This is a genomic window from Cytobacillus sp. C11.1 (genome assembly GCF_058145115.1).
In genome coordinates, this window is record NZ_CM176935.1 from 2697735 (window position 1) to 2711173 (window position 13439).

Below are 13439 nucleotides of genomic sequence, written 5' to 3' on the forward strand. Positions count from 1 at the left end.
TAAATTTTTTTAAATGGAAATAAACTAATCAGTCTATAAAGGGGTGACTTAAATGGCGATTATTATTGTTATTAAAAGAGGCAGCAAACAAAAATAAGGTGAGAAGATGTTAAGCCATATTAAAAGGAGAAAGATTTATGAAGATTAAAAAGCTGTCACAATGCACCTTGGAAGATGCGTTAACTGCTTGGAATAAAGGCTTCACAGGATATTTGGTACCTGTAAAAATGGATGTTCAGGCCTTTATGAACCGGATGGCCCTCGAAGACCTTTCACCTGAAAAATCGATTATTGCTTTTATGAATGGAGAACCCTCTGGTATTATTATGACGGGAATCAGGGAGATTGACGGTAGAAAAATTGCCTGGAATGGGGGAACCGGCATTGCTCCTGAATATAGGGGGAAAGGCCTTTCTGTTGCAATGATGGAAGAAGTGATGAAGATCTATAAAGAAGAAAATGTTAATACTGCTGTCCTCGAGGCAATTGAAGAAAATGAAAGAGCAATTCGCCTATATAAAAAAATGGGATATGAGGTCACAGACCATTTATTATATTTAAATAAAAAGGTTGAGCGAGAAGAGTTTAAAGCCCTTGGAAATAGCGAATTAATAATTAAAAAAGTTTATCCGGAACAATTGAAGACTCTAGGTTTTTATGATAGGGAAGCAGCTTGGCAATGTCAGTGGGAAAGCGTTAAATTTGGAGAAGCCGCTGTTTTTATCAGTCCGGAGGGAAATGAGAAAGGGTACATTTTATATAAACGGATGCTGGATAGCGGTGGAAACACAGACAGGATTACCATATATCAGCTGAAGTATAGTCATAACAGCACATTTAAAGAGGATGAGGCAGAAGGTATCCTAAGTACTCTTTTTCAAGACTATGATGATAGGATTCATTTTACTGCTGTGAATATTTCTGCTAATAATCCTTTTTCAAAAGCTCTTTTAAAAATGGGGTTCGAAAAAAAGTTGGTCCAGGTAATGATGAGGAAACATCTATAGGATCAGGATTATCTAATATATGGAATAAATCCCCTGGCTTACTGATATGTATTTATGAGTATGGTTGAAAGGGGAGATATTTTGGCTGCTTTTGAAAATGCTGCAAAATTTGAACATGGCTTTTGGCTACAGATATTGGGAGATCATGCCCGGTTTATCCATGATTCGCTATCACCGAAGGAAGAAGATAGTATCGAGCTTGCAAATTATTTCATCCAAACCTTTGATCAGCTTCTTGGAAGAGTGGAAGTGGATGACCTGAAGGAATTAAGCAGAAGGGCTGAGGAAGAGGGAAAAAAGCTGAGAAAGTTTAAGCTGAATATAATGGAACGCCATTTGACCGGTAAAATTTCCATTCACCTTGGGCCCGTATTTATTAATCATATGGTAAATGAATTGGAAGAATATTTACTTGTTCTCCAATATCTCAAAAAGGGAGAGGAACCGCCTGTATTTCATGAGCTTCACCATCACTTAATTTGGCTTCTCGATGCAGCCGGCCATGCAGGAGCAATATCGGACAATATGGAACTGGTTGAGAAGAAAATTAAAAAAATCAGTGATAATTATGTGAAGGACTTTGAAGCCTTTTATTTAAAAGCAGTCGAAATGTCAGGATTCCTCCGCACAAATATCACATCATTTCCAGCACTTCAAAGATTCAATAAAGATGTCGCACTTGAAATGAAGCTGTTCATGAACTTCCTGGAAGAGATTGAAGAACTTGAATTAAGCAAGGAAGCTTTAGGAACGTTTGCTGCTTTAATGGCTGATCATATGTTCCGTGAAGAATGCTACTACCTGACAAAGCTGGCAGAATCCTCACAAACCGAAAAGCCAAAATGTGACCCCGCTAAGCCAAGACTTAAAGAGTAAGAAACAGCTGCCATGATTGGCAGTTTTTTTTTGGAGTGCTTAATCGTTTTCAGGGTAAAGGAGATATAAAAGGTCTGATTTCATGAAACTGAAAAGATGGAGCTATATGCGGAGAAATCAGGTAAAGGGAGTCTTTGATTGCTGTCCTGATTCGGTTGTTATCTTTAAAAGGATTAAAAATTATTATTTTATCCATAGTGTAGATTGGAAAGGATGCCCTCGAAACTTAAAAATAGAACAGCTGGAAGAAATGGAGTATCTGCTTAATAATGAGATGGGCTTTCTTGAGGGTTATTTAAGACGGAAATTTCTCAAAAATAACATTAAAAGAAAAAATAGGAAAGAAGGCTCAATTTCAGAAAAATAGAACACTTGTTCGAATAAATGGACAAGAATGTGTTATAATAGAGAAGCAATGGGAGTTTCTCAAGGGTGGTCGGCTAGCCCCGTATGAAAGGGGGTGATGCCTTTGACAGTATTCGAATCGATCATGATGATGATATCATTTTCTAGTCTGATCATTGCTGTCATGACTTTTAACCATAAAAAATAGACCTCCCTTGATCTGATAATTGAGGGAGAGGTCTATGTCTTTGACAGGCCGATCCCCTAAGGGAACGACTATTGCAAATGACCGTGGGTGCGGCAACACCTGCGGTCGTTTTTTTTCATAATCTTAATTAAAGAATATCATATACGGCTCTGAAAGTCACGGAAATAAGCATAAACTCATTAATGGTTATAGTATATGCCAATCTTGTTCGGAAAATCCATAAATGATTTCGAGTGCTTAGAGCCATACTAAAATCGTATCCCTGTAAAGGAGGAGCACTTCATGACAAAGCGCAATATTAAGACCAAATCAGGATTGCAAAGCACAAAGAAGAGCATTAATGACATGGAATTCTCGAAAGAGATGAGTCCGCAAAGCAAGAAGGCTGAAAAGACGAAGCCTAACTGATGTTGGAATAAAAGTATATACCGAAATGGGGCAGACTAAGACTGTCCCATTTTTTATTTATTTGAAAAGGGGACGGATAATAACAAAAGTGAAATGGAAAGGACGATTTAAAGTGCCTGCATTTCTTTATGGCGATACAAGCATTTTCTATGAAACAAAAGGAGAGGGCATACCAATTATTTTCATCCATCCTCCTGCCATGGGGAGGAAGGTTTTTTACTATCAGGGTCTATTAGCGGAATATTTTCAAGTTGTTTTTCCTGATTTGAGCGGAAATGGCGATACAAAGGGTCCTGAAAAAAAGGTAACGATGCTTGGCTATGCTGAGGAAATCAGGGCTGTTTTGGATCACTTGAATATCGACAAAGCCATAATACTGGGATATTCTTCCGGTGGGGCAATTGCACAGGAATTTGCTCTTTCTTTTCCTGAAAGGACTCTGGGTGTCATTCTTTCAGGAGGATTTCCGGAGGTCTTATCAGAAGCATTCATGTATGAACATATACTGGGAATGTATTTTGTAAAACATTTTCCCGGTTTTCTTCGCTATGTAATAGCTACAAGCCATACAAATGATAAAGTGGTAAGAAACGAAATACTTGATCACATGAAAAAAGCAAACCTTAACATGTGGTTTGAATTTTACGATAAATATCTTCATTACTCATGTACTGACCGTCTTGAGAACCTTGATGTTCCTCTGCTCCTTATATACGGTTCAAGAGACTTTGTGAATCAGCACCTAAGAAGCTACAGAAGATATGTCAGCTTCCAGACTGCGATTATCAAAGGTGTTTCCCATCAGGTTCCAACAAAAAAGTGGCAGCTGTTTAATCAGGTTGTAACCGGTTTTGTTCAGCAGCAGTTTAATTAAGTGTTTCTGTTAAATTTGGCTGTTGATTTCCGCTCCAATCAACAGGGTTTAAATATCATCAAGTAGCTTTTAGAGCAAATTAAATAAAAAAATCCGTATCGGCAAATCTCGATACGGATTTTTTTTATGCTTCATTTTTATCGGGTTTTATAGCCATAATTGTCGCCAGGGCTGCAAGAATGGTTATAGCACTTAATATATAAAAAAGCGCCTTGTCAGAGTGCTTCATTAGAATTGCAATTGCCGGGGGACCCGCAGCAACTCCAATAAATCTCATTGAGCTGTATATGGATGTAATGGTTCCTCTTTCCGCTTTTTCAATGCCTTCAGTTATAAGAGCATCCAAAGATGGGAGGGCAACCCCTATTCCAATACCAGCAAACAGAAACATGCCAATCATAAACCACATATTGTTTGAAAAGCTGAGAATAGCAGTCGCTGCAGCAACCAGAACAGAACCTAAAAAGATTATCCACTTCATCAGAATTTTATTTTCTTTTATTTTTTTGCCGGTCAAATAGGACGAAATACAAAGCGCACCCAGTGGAACAGCCAGGAGCAGCCCTTTTTTAACATTTTTAATTTCATACGTTTTTTCCAGTATATCAGATAAATAAAAAAGGATTCCAAAAAGGACAAACATAAGAATTGCACCGATAAAAAAGATAGCGTAAAGCCATTTACCATTGTTCTTAAAGGTATCCTTGATATTTCCCCAAAATTTCTTCAACGGCAGCGGTTCTTCACGTTTATTTGGCGTTTTTACAAGGAAGAACACCAACAATATGGATATGGTACAAAATACAGGAAAAGAAAAAAACGGCAAAAACCAAATAAATCCTGCCAAAAAGGCACCAAGAATAGGTGACAAGACTTTCCCGAATGTATTGGATGTTTCAATTAAACCTAGCGAGCTGCTTACATCATTATCATTCTTGAACATATCACCGACCAATGGCATAACAATTGGTGCCGCTCCAGCAGCACCAACCCCCTGCAATGCTCTTCCGGCCAATATTATCCAATAGGCATCATTCACTTTCCAGGCAGCCCATCCTGAAATCAGACCGCCAATTCCCGCAATGAGAAGACTTGGAATGATTACTTTTTTACGGCCTATATGATCGGATAAAAAGCCGGCGATAGGTATCAAGATTATAGCTACAATACTGTAAACCGTAATAATCATGCTTGATTGGAATGAAGAAATATTTAGTTTGTTTTCCATTTCAGGCAATACTGGAATTAACATAGAATTTCCAAGGGTCATAACGAGAGGAATTGAAGAAAGTGAAAGAACGGCCCATTTTTGGTTATGAACATCATCTCCGGACTTCTTTTTGGCTTTTGAATTTACGGATTGTAAATTTTCAACATGCTCCATATTTCTTACCTTCCTTTTCGTTAATCAAACTAATATTAATATGAGCTTATAACTCAGAAACTAATTAGAAAAAGCGTTTACTTTTTATGGGAAAAATCAAATTATGGAAATAAATGTTCGTTTTACTAAAAAAAAGAGTTAAAATATAAAGAAAACAAACTGGGCGAGGAGAATTTAATGGAGACAAAGGGGATCATCAAGTCTTTAAGCGTAGGAAAGCCACAATTGCATTATTGGAAAAATAAAGAGGAGATTTCAGGGATTGGCAAAAGTAAAACTGCTGATGCTTTTTTAACGAAGGAAGGGTTTATCGGAGATGGTGTGGCCAATACAGATTTCCATGGCGGACCTGACAGGGCTGTCTGCCTTTATCCATATGAGCATTATCAAATGTGGGAAAAAGAATTCAACAAGGTTTTCAATCCGCCATCATTCGGGGAAAATATTTGTGTAAGCAATATGCTTGAAAAGGATGTTTTTATCGGGGATATTTATTCACTGGGGGAGGCAATGGTCCAAATAACACAGGGCCGCATTCCATGTTCAACCATATCGAACCATAATGGTGAAGACCAGCTTTTGGGCAGAATTGTCGAAACAGGATACACCGGTTATTTTTTCAAGGTTCTTAAAGAAGGAAGAGTGGGAGCTAATTCCTGCCTTAGGCTGGTGGAAAGAAAACAGGAAAATATTTCGGTCCTTGAGGCAAATTATATATTGTTTCATAACCGCAAGAATCGGAGTGCTGTTGCAGAATTGCTGAAGGTTCAGGAGCTTGCTGATGTTTGGAGAGAGAAGCTGGAAAAAGCACTTTTATAAAGTCTTAAATAGATTTTGTAAATAAAAAAATGGTTAAATAAGGTTGAAGATTGGAGCGTAAGGTGTGAGATCCTCGAAAATGCATCCGCATTTCCTTCGTGCGGTGATTATTCAGGGCCGCTTATTCAAAGTCCAGCGGGAGGCTCACCGCCCGCCCCACGGAAGCTTGAGCATCCTGGAGCGGAAATCAACCTCTACACTACTTGTTTGAAAATCAACAAAGTTTGCGAAAACATTTTTTATAAAAATTTATTGTTCATCCCTTGACATTTTTTATTTATCGGAATATTATAATAAGCAATATATCGAAAGGCAATGACAAAGAGTAGTAACTTCTGCGGAAGCTTTAGAGAGCTGATGGTTGGTGCAAATCAGTGCGAATGCTGAAGTGAATGGACTTTCGAGCCTCCAAACCGAACCTTTTTAAAGCAGTAGGCTTTGGCGAACGGTCTCATCGTTACAAGGGACAGATATTCAGGCGTTTTTCGTTTTGATATCTGTTAAAGTGAGCTGAAATTTCAGCTAATGAAGGTGGCACCACGGGTTTCTCGTCCTTTTTAAGACGAGGAGCCTTTTTTTATTTCATTTAAAACTTTATAGCTTTAAATCGTTGAGCAAGAAGAGTACATTGATGCTTTCCGTTCCAGAGAGCCGGGGCAGGTGGGAGCCCGGTACGGAAAATCGATCGAATGGACTTGCGAGAGGCTTTCTGAAAACAGTAGGAAAGCACGGTTTCCGCCGTTAAAAGGATAGGGTATCGATTGTTGATTTATCTAATCCGTACCCGAAGAGGGAGCAGCTAGCTGCTCTGAAATGAGGTGGCACCACGGTCACATGATACGTCCTCTATACACACGATCTCTGTGTGTATAGAGGACTTTTTTATTTCTGTAAACGAACTGGAGGAGAAATAACTTGAAGACGATTATTGATGAGCCATACATTATCGAAGAGCTTGAGGGTGATACATTAACACCCATTTTGATTTACCAGAGAATGAGCGGGAATAAGAAGTTCCTTTTCGAAAGCTCATTAAAGCATGAAAAGTCAGGCAGGTATTCATTCATTGGCGCAGATCCAGTGATGGAGCTTAAGGGAGATGGAAACCTTACAACCATCACAACAGATGGAAGTGATGAAGTTTTTTCTGAAAAGCCGCTCGATGTCTTAAAGAAGATAATGCCGGAGGATAATAGACCGCAGCTTGAACGATTTCCGTTTTGCGGAGGGGCTGTGGGATATGCAGGCTATGATGTTATCAGACAGTACGAGGATATTGGAAGGGTTCCAGACGATGAATTGAATGTTCCAGATGTTCACCTTATGTTCTTTGAAGAGGTAGCTGTGTTTGACCATCTGGAGCAAAAGGTTTACCTTGTCGCAATGCCTTTGACTGAAAATGCAGATTTATTACGACTTCGCCAAAAAGTGGAGAAAAGAAAGGCAGAAATCCAAAAAGGAAACAGCAATCTGGAATCCAATGAAGCTGCACTTAATGATTTTAAAGCTTCCACTTCAAAGGAAGACTTTGTTGACAAGGTAATAAAAGCAAAAAAATACATCGAAGAGGGCGACATTTTTCAAGTAGTTCTGTCACAGCGATTGAAAGCTGAAATGACAGGCGACCCTTTCTCCTTTTACCGAAAATTAAGAGTGCAAAACCCGTCGCCATATATGTATTATCTTGATTTTGAGGATTATGCGGTTGCTGGAGCATCACCGGAAAGCCTCATCAAAGCGACTGGCGATAAGGTGATAACAAACCCCATTGCTGGAACAAGGCCAAGAGGGAAAACGGAAGCAGAAGATTTCCAGCTTGAAAAAAGCTTAAAAGAAGATGAAAAGGAGCTTGCCGAGCATCGCATGCTCCTGGATCTCGGCCGCAATGACCTCGGCCGTGTCTGTGAATTCGGTACAATCACTATTGAAAAAAACATGGTAATCGAAAGATATAAGCATGTTATGCACCTGGTATCAGAAGTTGGTGGCAAGCTGAAAAATCCTTACTCAGCCATTGATGCCTTAATCGCATGCTTGCCGGCTGGAACAGTGTCCGGAGCACCGAAAATAAGGGCTATGGAAATCATTAATGAACTCGAAACAGTTAAAAGAGGCATCTATTCAGGGGCAGTCGGCTATTTTTCCGGAAATGGCAATATGGATTTCGCTCTTGCGATCAGAACCATGGTCATAAAAGATGGCAATGCATATATACAGGCTGGTGCGGGGATCGTCCATGATTCGGTCCCAGAAAGTGAATATGAAGAAACACTTCATAAACTAAAAGCATTTTTGGAGGATAAAAAATGATTTTGCTGATTGATAATTATGATTCATTTACTTATAACCTTTATCAATATTTAGGGGAGCTTGGGGAAGAAATTAAGGTTGTCCGCAATGACCAAATTACCCTTGAAGAAATAGAGCAACTGGATCCTGAGGCAATTGTGCTTTCGCCGGGTCCCGGCAGGCCGGAACAAGCCGGGGTTATTGTAGAACTCATTCGTAATTTCCATAAAAAGCTGCCAATTCTCGGGATTTGCCTGGGCCATCAGGCAATCGGTTATGCATTTGGCGCCAAAATCGAAAAAGCAAGGAAAATCATGCATGGCAAGGTTTCGAACCTGAAGCATAATGGTTCGCAGCTGTTCCAATACATGCCACAGCCCATTAATATCATGCGTTACCATTCTTTAATCATTCAATCCGGCACTTTGCCAGGCAGCTTTCAAGTATTGGCGAGGTCCATGGATGACAATGAGATAATGGCCATCAAGCATGAAGCATATCCGCTTTACGGTTTGCAATTCCATCCGGAGTCAGTGGGAACGGAACTTGGCAAAAAGATATTAGAAAATTTTTTACAAACAATAGGGAGGGAAAAGAAAGATGAAAACAATACTGCAACGGTTATCTGATAGAGAGTCTTTAACAGAAACAGAAATGAAGGAAGCAATGGATACTATTTTTTCAAATGATGTAACAGATAGTGAAATAGCCGCTTTTATGGTCAGCCTGAAGACGAAGGGAGAAACGGTTGACGAAATTGCAGGAATTGTAAGAGCTATGAGAGATAAATCACTAACATTTAGCAAGAAGATTCCCAATGTTTTGGATAATTGCGGAACAGGCGGAGATGGTTCTAGCAGCTTTAATATCAGTTCCACCTCGGCATTTGTTATTGCCGGAGCGGGAATCCCCGTTGCAAAGCATGGAAATAGAAGTGTTTCCAGCAAAACCGGCAGTGCTGATGTACTGGAGCATCTGGGGATTAACTTAGATAATTCGCCGGAACGGACTGAAGAAATCCTTGAAGAAATCGGCATTGCATTCCTGTTTGCTCCCCATGTTCACCCGAACATTAAGAGAATCATGAAAGTGCGCAAGGATTTAAGAATTCCGACAACATTTAACTTAATCGGACCGCTGACTAATCCGGTTGAACTTGATAATCAGCTCCTTGGCATTTACCGAAGAGATTACACCATGATGTTCGCAGAAGTATTGAAGACATTGGGAAGAAAACGTGCTGTTGTCCTGAATGGTGCAGGTTATATGGATGAAGCCTCGCTGCAGGGAGAAAATCACTTGGCTATTCTTGACAATGGCAAAGTAATCGAAAAAATATTGCATCCTGAAGAGGTTGGACTGCCTGTTTACAGCAATGACGCCATCAGAGGCGGAGATTCCAGAGAAAATGCGGAAATTCTCTTAAATGTCCTTAAAGGTGAAAAAGGGGTAAAAAGAGATACAGTGCTGCTGAATGCCGGAATTGGTATCTTTACTGGAGGCAAAGCAGACACCATTCAAAGAGGGATTGATATAGCAAGAGAAAGCATTGACTCAGGAGCAGCTTTTGATAAACTCCAACAATTAATTAAAGCAAGCAAAAGCTTTCAAAAAGAGGTGATATAAATGGAAACCATTTTAGATAAAATTTTAGCTAAAAAAAGAAAAGAAATTATGGAGCTTCATGAAGAAAAAGAAGCAGGAAAGGCAGCTTTAAAATTTGAAAAACATTCCTTTATTTCCCGTCTTGAGAAGGAAAATGAACTTGCTGTTATAGCCGAATTCAAAAGGGCTTCACCATCAAAAGGGGATATTAATATTTCTCAGAAACCTGATGAACAGGCATTATTTTATAAAAAATTTGGTGCAGATGCGATTTCAGTTTTAACCGATAAAAGCTTTTTTAAGGGCAGCTTTTCTGATTTAACTGCTGTAAGGCAAACAGTTGACCTCCCGATCCTTTGCAAGGATTTTATTATAGATGAGTCACAAATCTTAAAAGCAAAGGCGGCAGGTGCGAATCTTATTTTACTGATTGTTGCTGCAATGGATGCGGAAAGGCTGAAAGAGCTTTACGATTTTGCTCTTGAGCAGGAACTTGAGGTGCTGATGGAGATCCATAATGAAGAAGAATTGGAAACAGCACTAGACACGGGGGCAAAATTAATTGGTGTCAACAATCGAAATTTAAAAACCTTTGAAGTGAACCTTGAAGCAACGGAAAAGCTTGCACCAGCTATTAAGAAGGCGGGCAGATTCCTGATTAGCGAGAGCGGCATCAAAACGGAAGAGGATGTGCATCGTGTAATTGCGGCAGGAGCAAACGGCATTCTTGTCGGAGAAGCGTTTATGAAAGCAGATAATCTGGAAGGGCTGCTGAAGGCAATGAAGATTCCTTTGCAAGGGGCTGTAAAACAATGAAGGTGAAAATTTGCGGAATTAGGGACATTAAAACTGCATTGTCAGCAATTGAAAGCGGTGCAGATGCCTTAGGGTTTGTTTTTGCGCAAAGCAAGAGGAGAATTGACCCTGTGGAAGCAGGGGAGATTATACGCCAGCTTCCGGTGGATTTATTAAAAGTAGGCGTGTTTGTAAATGAAACAAAAGAAAACATAGAGAAGATTGTTGAGATCGCAGGTATAAATATGATACAGCTGCATGGTGATGAAACACCTGAATTTAGCAGCGGATTTTCTCTTCCTGTTATAAAAGCATTGAGCGTTGGCTCGGCTGAGGATTTAACCATGCTGGATGAGTACTCAAGTGAATACTTCCTGCTGGATAGTCCAAAGGGTAAGTATCGGGGAGGCAACGGTGTTTCATTCGATTGGAGCATTCTTAATGAGAATCTTTTATTAGGTAAAAAAATCATCCTCGCTGGAGGCCTGAATCCTGAGAATGTGGCAGAAGGCATTAAAACAGCTAACCCGTATATGGTTGATGTAAGCAGCGGGGTTGAAACAGAAGGAAAAAAAGATCTTTTGAAAATTAAAAGATTTATAGATGAAGCAAAGAGCATGGAGAAGGAGGAAGTAAAATGACAGAGACGTACACATTGCCAGATAAACGGGGGCACTTTGGTGAATATGGGGGCAGATATGTACCGGAAACCTTAATGCAGGCTATTCTTGAATTGGAAGAGGAATATAAAAAAGCACGTGCAGATGAGAGCTTTCAGGCGGAACTTCAAGCTTTATTAAAGGATTATGTCGGCCGTGAAACGCCATTATATTATGCTGATAACCTCACAAAATTTGCAGGCGGTGCGAAAATCTATCTTAAGCGGGAGGATTTAAACCATACAGGTGCTCATAAAATCAATAACTCATTGGGCCAGGCGCTTTTAGCAGCCAGAATGGGCAAAAGGAAAATTGTTGCCGAAACGGGTGCAGGCCAGCATGGAGTGGCAACAGCAACGGCTTGTGCGCTATTAAATCTTGAATGTATTATTTTTATGGGTGAAGAGGATATCCGCAGGCAGCAGCTGAACGTTTTCCGGATGGAACTGCTCGGAGCCAAAGTGGTAGGTGTTAAATCAGGCAGCGCGACATTAAAGGATGCTGTGAACGAAGCCCTCCGCTACTGGGTGACAAACGTTGAAGATACCCATTATATTTTGGGGTCTGTCATGGGACCGCATCCTTTTCCAATGATTGTCCGCGATTTTCAAAGTGTTATAGGCAATGAAACAAAGCAGCAATATCTGGAAAAGGAAGGGAAGCTTCCAGACGCAGTTGTAGCCTGCATAGGCGGCGGCAGCAACTCCATGGGCATGTTTTATCCTTTTATAAAAGATGAAAGTGTACGCATGATCGGTGTGGAAGCAGCAGGCTTAGGTACAGATACAGAAAAGCATGCTGCATCGCTAACAAAGGGCTCGCCAGGAGTCCTTCATGGGGCACTCATGTATTTATTGCAGGATGAGCACGGGCAAGTTCAGGAAGCGCATTCGATTTCTGCTGGTCTTGACTACCCCGGTGTCGGCCCGGAGCACAGCTATTTAAAAGATAGGGGAAGAGCGCAATATGAATCCATTACAGATGATGAAGCAATGGAAGCATTAAAGCTGCTATGCAAGCTTGAAGGCATTATTCCTGCATTGGAAAGCTCCCATGCAGTTGCCTATGCTTTGAAGCTGGCACCTCAAATGAATAAAGATGAAGGCCTTGTAATCTGCTTATCAGGCAGAGGCGACAAAGATGTAGAAACAGTAAGAGCTAGATTAGGAGGGGAAGGAAATTGAACCGGATCGAAAAAGTATTTCAGACTCTAAAGAAAAATAATGAAAAAGCGTTTGTGCCATATATTATGGCTGGTGATGGAGGCTTGGACACACTGGCTGAAAAAATAACTTTCCTGGAAAAAGCGGGAGCAACAGCTATTGAAATTGGTATCCCATTTTCAGATCCTGTAGCAGATGGACCTGTTATACAGCAGGCTGGAATCCGGGCCTTACAGGCAGGTACAACACTTCGGGGTGTTATGGAAAAAATTGCTGAGATCCGCCCCATTGTCCATATTCCGCTAGTTTTTATGACATACATGAATCCGATCATGGCATATGGAATTGGGAACTTTATTTCTGATGCCTCAAAGGCAGGTGTGGATGGCTTAATTCTCCCTGATCTCCCAGCTGAGGAAGAAGAGATTATAGCTCCTATTGCAGAGCGGGCTGGAATTGAGATTATCCGGCTTGTAACCTTAACGAGTCCAATAGAGCGAATTCAGGGAATTGCAGCCAAGGGAAAAGGCTTTTTATATGCCGTAACGGTTAACGGTATTACTGGTGCAAGAAAAGGATTTAATGAAGAGCTTGGCAAACACCTTGAAAAGGTGAAGGAAGTAAGCCCGATACCGGTCCTTGCAGGATTCGGAATCTCCGAGCCCTCCCATGTTGAAAAAATGAATATGCATTGTGATGGCGTCATAGTCGGAAGCAAGATTATTGACCTGTTTGAGAGCGGGAACTTGACTGAAATTGAAGTGCTGATTGCTGCATCTAAGGCAGAGAAAATTAAGGTGTAATGGAATGAGCTTTCTCCTAAATAGGAGGAAGCTCATTTTTATTCTTGGAGCTCTGGGCTTGTTGATTTTGGCAATTTGTTTTATTTTTTTGAAAAAGCCCATTTTTAAAAAAATTTACAAGAAAGGTTGACATGCAAGTTGAATACATTATAATTACAAGTAATCCGAGTAAATTAATATGCTTTATAGGAATAGGTGATTTTA

At 40.2% G+C, this 13439-nt stretch carries 15 protein-coding genes and 2 other annotated features; of the genes, 14 read left to right on the forward strand and 1 reads right to left on the reverse strand.

Going from position 1 to position 13439, the window contains the following annotated elements:
• The first annotated feature begins 137 nt into the window (after positions 1-137).
• The 6 genes from AC3ZVC_RS13440 (at position 138) to AC3ZVC_RS13465 (ending at position 3718) form a co-directional block, all read left to right on the forward strand.
• Positions 138-1007 carry a GNAT family N-acetyltransferase gene (locus AC3ZVC_RS13440; RefSeq protein ID WP_490063747.1) on the forward strand — a complete coding sequence of 290 codons (870 nt, stop codon included), beginning with the start codon at positions 138-140 and terminating at the stop codon, positions 1005-1007.
• Between the two features lie 60 nt (positions 1008-1067).
• Positions 1068-1883, forward strand: coding sequence for a DUF2935 domain-containing protein (locus tag AC3ZVC_RS13445; protein ID WP_490068927.1), 816 nt, complete (start codon positions 1068-1070; stop codon positions 1881-1883).
• Positions 1884-1965: 82 nt separating this feature from the next.
• The gene (locus AC3ZVC_RS13450; protein WP_490063748.1) at positions 1966-2250 is read left to right on the forward strand and encodes a hypothetical protein; all 285 of its coding nucleotides are present in this window, start codon (positions 1966-1968) and stop codon (positions 2248-2250) included.
• Between the two features lie 96 nt (positions 2251-2346).
• Positions 2347-2436, forward strand: coding sequence for a putative holin-like toxin (locus tag AC3ZVC_RS13455; RefSeq protein WP_219993454.1), 90 nt, complete (start codon positions 2347-2349; stop codon positions 2434-2436).
• 282 nt (positions 2437-2718) lie between these two features.
• Positions 2719-2844, forward strand: a complete 126-nt coding sequence (locus tag AC3ZVC_RS13460) for a hypothetical protein (protein WP_490063749.1) — start codon at positions 2719-2721, stop codon at positions 2842-2844.
• 112 nt (positions 2845-2956) lie between these two features.
• The gene (locus AC3ZVC_RS13465) at positions 2957-3718 is read left to right on the forward strand and encodes an alpha/beta fold hydrolase (protein WP_490063750.1); all 762 of its coding nucleotides are present in this window, start codon (positions 2957-2959) and stop codon (positions 3716-3718) included.
• A gap of 124 nt (positions 3719-3842) precedes the next feature.
• Here the strand turns inward: AC3ZVC_RS13465 and bcbE are convergent, their stop codons facing one another.
• Positions 3843-5102 carry a bacillibactin exporter BcbE gene (gene bcbE / locus AC3ZVC_RS13470; RefSeq protein WP_490063751.1) on the reverse strand — a complete coding sequence of 420 codons (1260 nt, stop codon included), beginning with the start codon at positions 5100-5102 and terminating at the stop codon, positions 3843-3845.
• A 177-nt stretch (positions 5103-5279) separates the two neighbouring features.
• Between bcbE and AC3ZVC_RS13475 the strand changes: the two genes are divergently transcribed.
• From AC3ZVC_RS13475 to trpA, 8 genes are all read left to right on the forward strand, one after another.
• On the forward strand, positions 5280-5921 hold the full coding sequence (locus AC3ZVC_RS13475; RefSeq protein WP_490063752.1) for an MOSC domain-containing protein: 642 nt from the start codon (positions 5280-5282) through the stop codon (positions 5919-5921).
• 306 nt (positions 5922-6227) lie between these two features.
• Positions 6228-6480 (forward strand) — a binding site (T-box leader).
• Between the two features lie 42 nt (positions 6481-6522).
• Positions 6523-6771 (forward strand) — a binding site (T-box leader).
• A gap of 65 nt (positions 6772-6836) precedes the next feature.
• Positions 6837-8231 (forward strand): anthranilate synthase component I, encoded by a 1395-nt coding sequence (gene trpE, locus AC3ZVC_RS13480; protein ID WP_490063753.1) that lies wholly within the window; start codon positions 6837-6839, stop codon positions 8229-8231.
• Complete coding sequence (locus tag AC3ZVC_RS13485; RefSeq protein ID WP_490063754.1) at positions 8228-8839, forward strand: anthranilate synthase component II; 612 nt, start codon at positions 8228-8230, stop codon at positions 8837-8839. Before trpE ends, AC3ZVC_RS13485 begins: the two co-directional genes overlap by 4 nt.
• Positions 8811-9836, forward strand: coding sequence for an anthranilate phosphoribosyltransferase (trpD, locus tag AC3ZVC_RS13490; protein ID WP_490063755.1), 1026 nt, complete (start codon positions 8811-8813; stop codon positions 9834-9836). The genes AC3ZVC_RS13485 and trpD overlap by 29 nt, the downstream gene beginning before the upstream one ends.
• Entirely contained in the window at positions 9837-10631 is a 795-nt protein-coding gene (trpC, locus tag AC3ZVC_RS13495; RefSeq protein WP_490063756.1) for an indole-3-glycerol phosphate synthase TrpC, read from the forward strand.
• A complete protein-coding gene (locus tag AC3ZVC_RS13500; protein ID WP_490063757.1) occupies positions 10628-11251 on the forward strand; it encodes a phosphoribosylanthranilate isomerase in 624 nt (207 codons plus the stop codon). Before trpC ends, AC3ZVC_RS13500 begins: the two co-directional genes overlap by 4 nt.
• Entirely contained in the window at positions 11248-12453 is a 1206-nt protein-coding gene (gene trpB / locus AC3ZVC_RS13505; RefSeq protein WP_490063758.1) for a tryptophan synthase subunit beta, read from the forward strand. The genes AC3ZVC_RS13500 and trpB overlap by 4 nt, the downstream gene beginning before the upstream one ends.
• Positions 12450-13235: a tryptophan synthase subunit alpha gene (trpA, locus tag AC3ZVC_RS13510; RefSeq protein WP_490063759.1), complete on the forward strand. Its 786-nt coding sequence runs from the start codon at positions 12450-12452 to the stop codon at positions 13233-13235. The genes trpB and trpA overlap by 4 nt, the downstream gene beginning before the upstream one ends.
• Positions 13236-13439: the final 204 nt, after the last annotated feature.

Excerpts from the sequence above, each read along its gene's own strand:
- AC3ZVC_RS13440 (WP_490063747.1), top strand. The coding sequence starts at position 138 with ATGAAGATTAAAAAGCTGTCACAATGCACCTTGGAAGATGCGTTAACT.
- AC3ZVC_RS13445 (WP_490068927.1), top strand. The coding sequence starts at position 1,068 with ATGGTTGAAAGGGGAGATATTTTGGCTGCTTTTGAAAATGCTGCAAAA.
- AC3ZVC_RS13450 (WP_490063748.1), top strand. The coding sequence starts at position 1,966 with ATGAAACTGAAAAGATGGAGCTATATGCGGAGAAATCAGGTAAAGGGA.
- AC3ZVC_RS13455 (WP_219993454.1), top strand. The coding sequence starts at position 2,347 with ATGCCTTTGACAGTATTCGAATCGATCATGATGATGATATCATTTTCT.
- AC3ZVC_RS13460 (WP_490063749.1), top strand. The coding sequence starts at position 2,719 with ATGACAAAGCGCAATATTAAGACCAAATCAGGATTGCAAAGCACAAAG.
- bcbE (WP_490063751.1), bottom strand. The coding sequence starts at position 5,102 with ATGGAGCATGTTGAAAATTTACAATCCGTAAATTCAAAAGCCAAAAAG.
- AC3ZVC_RS13475 (WP_490063752.1), top strand. The coding sequence starts at position 5,280 with ATGGAGACAAAGGGGATCATCAAGTCTTTAAGCGTAGGAAAGCCACAA.
- AC3ZVC_RS13485 (WP_490063754.1), top strand. The coding sequence starts at position 8,228 with ATGATTTTGCTGATTGATAATTATGATTCATTTACTTATAACCTTTAT.
- trpD (WP_490063755.1), top strand. The coding sequence starts at position 8,811 with ATGAAAACAATACTGCAACGGTTATCTGATAGAGAGTCTTTAACAGAA.
- trpC (WP_490063756.1), top strand. The coding sequence starts at position 9,837 with ATGGAAACCATTTTAGATAAAATTTTAGCTAAAAAAAGAAAAGAAATT.
- AC3ZVC_RS13500 (WP_490063757.1), top strand. The coding sequence starts at position 10,628 with ATGAAGGTGAAAATTTGCGGAATTAGGGACATTAAAACTGCATTGTCA.
- trpB (WP_490063758.1), top strand. The coding sequence starts at position 11,248 with ATGACAGAGACGTACACATTGCCAGATAAACGGGGGCACTTTGGTGAA.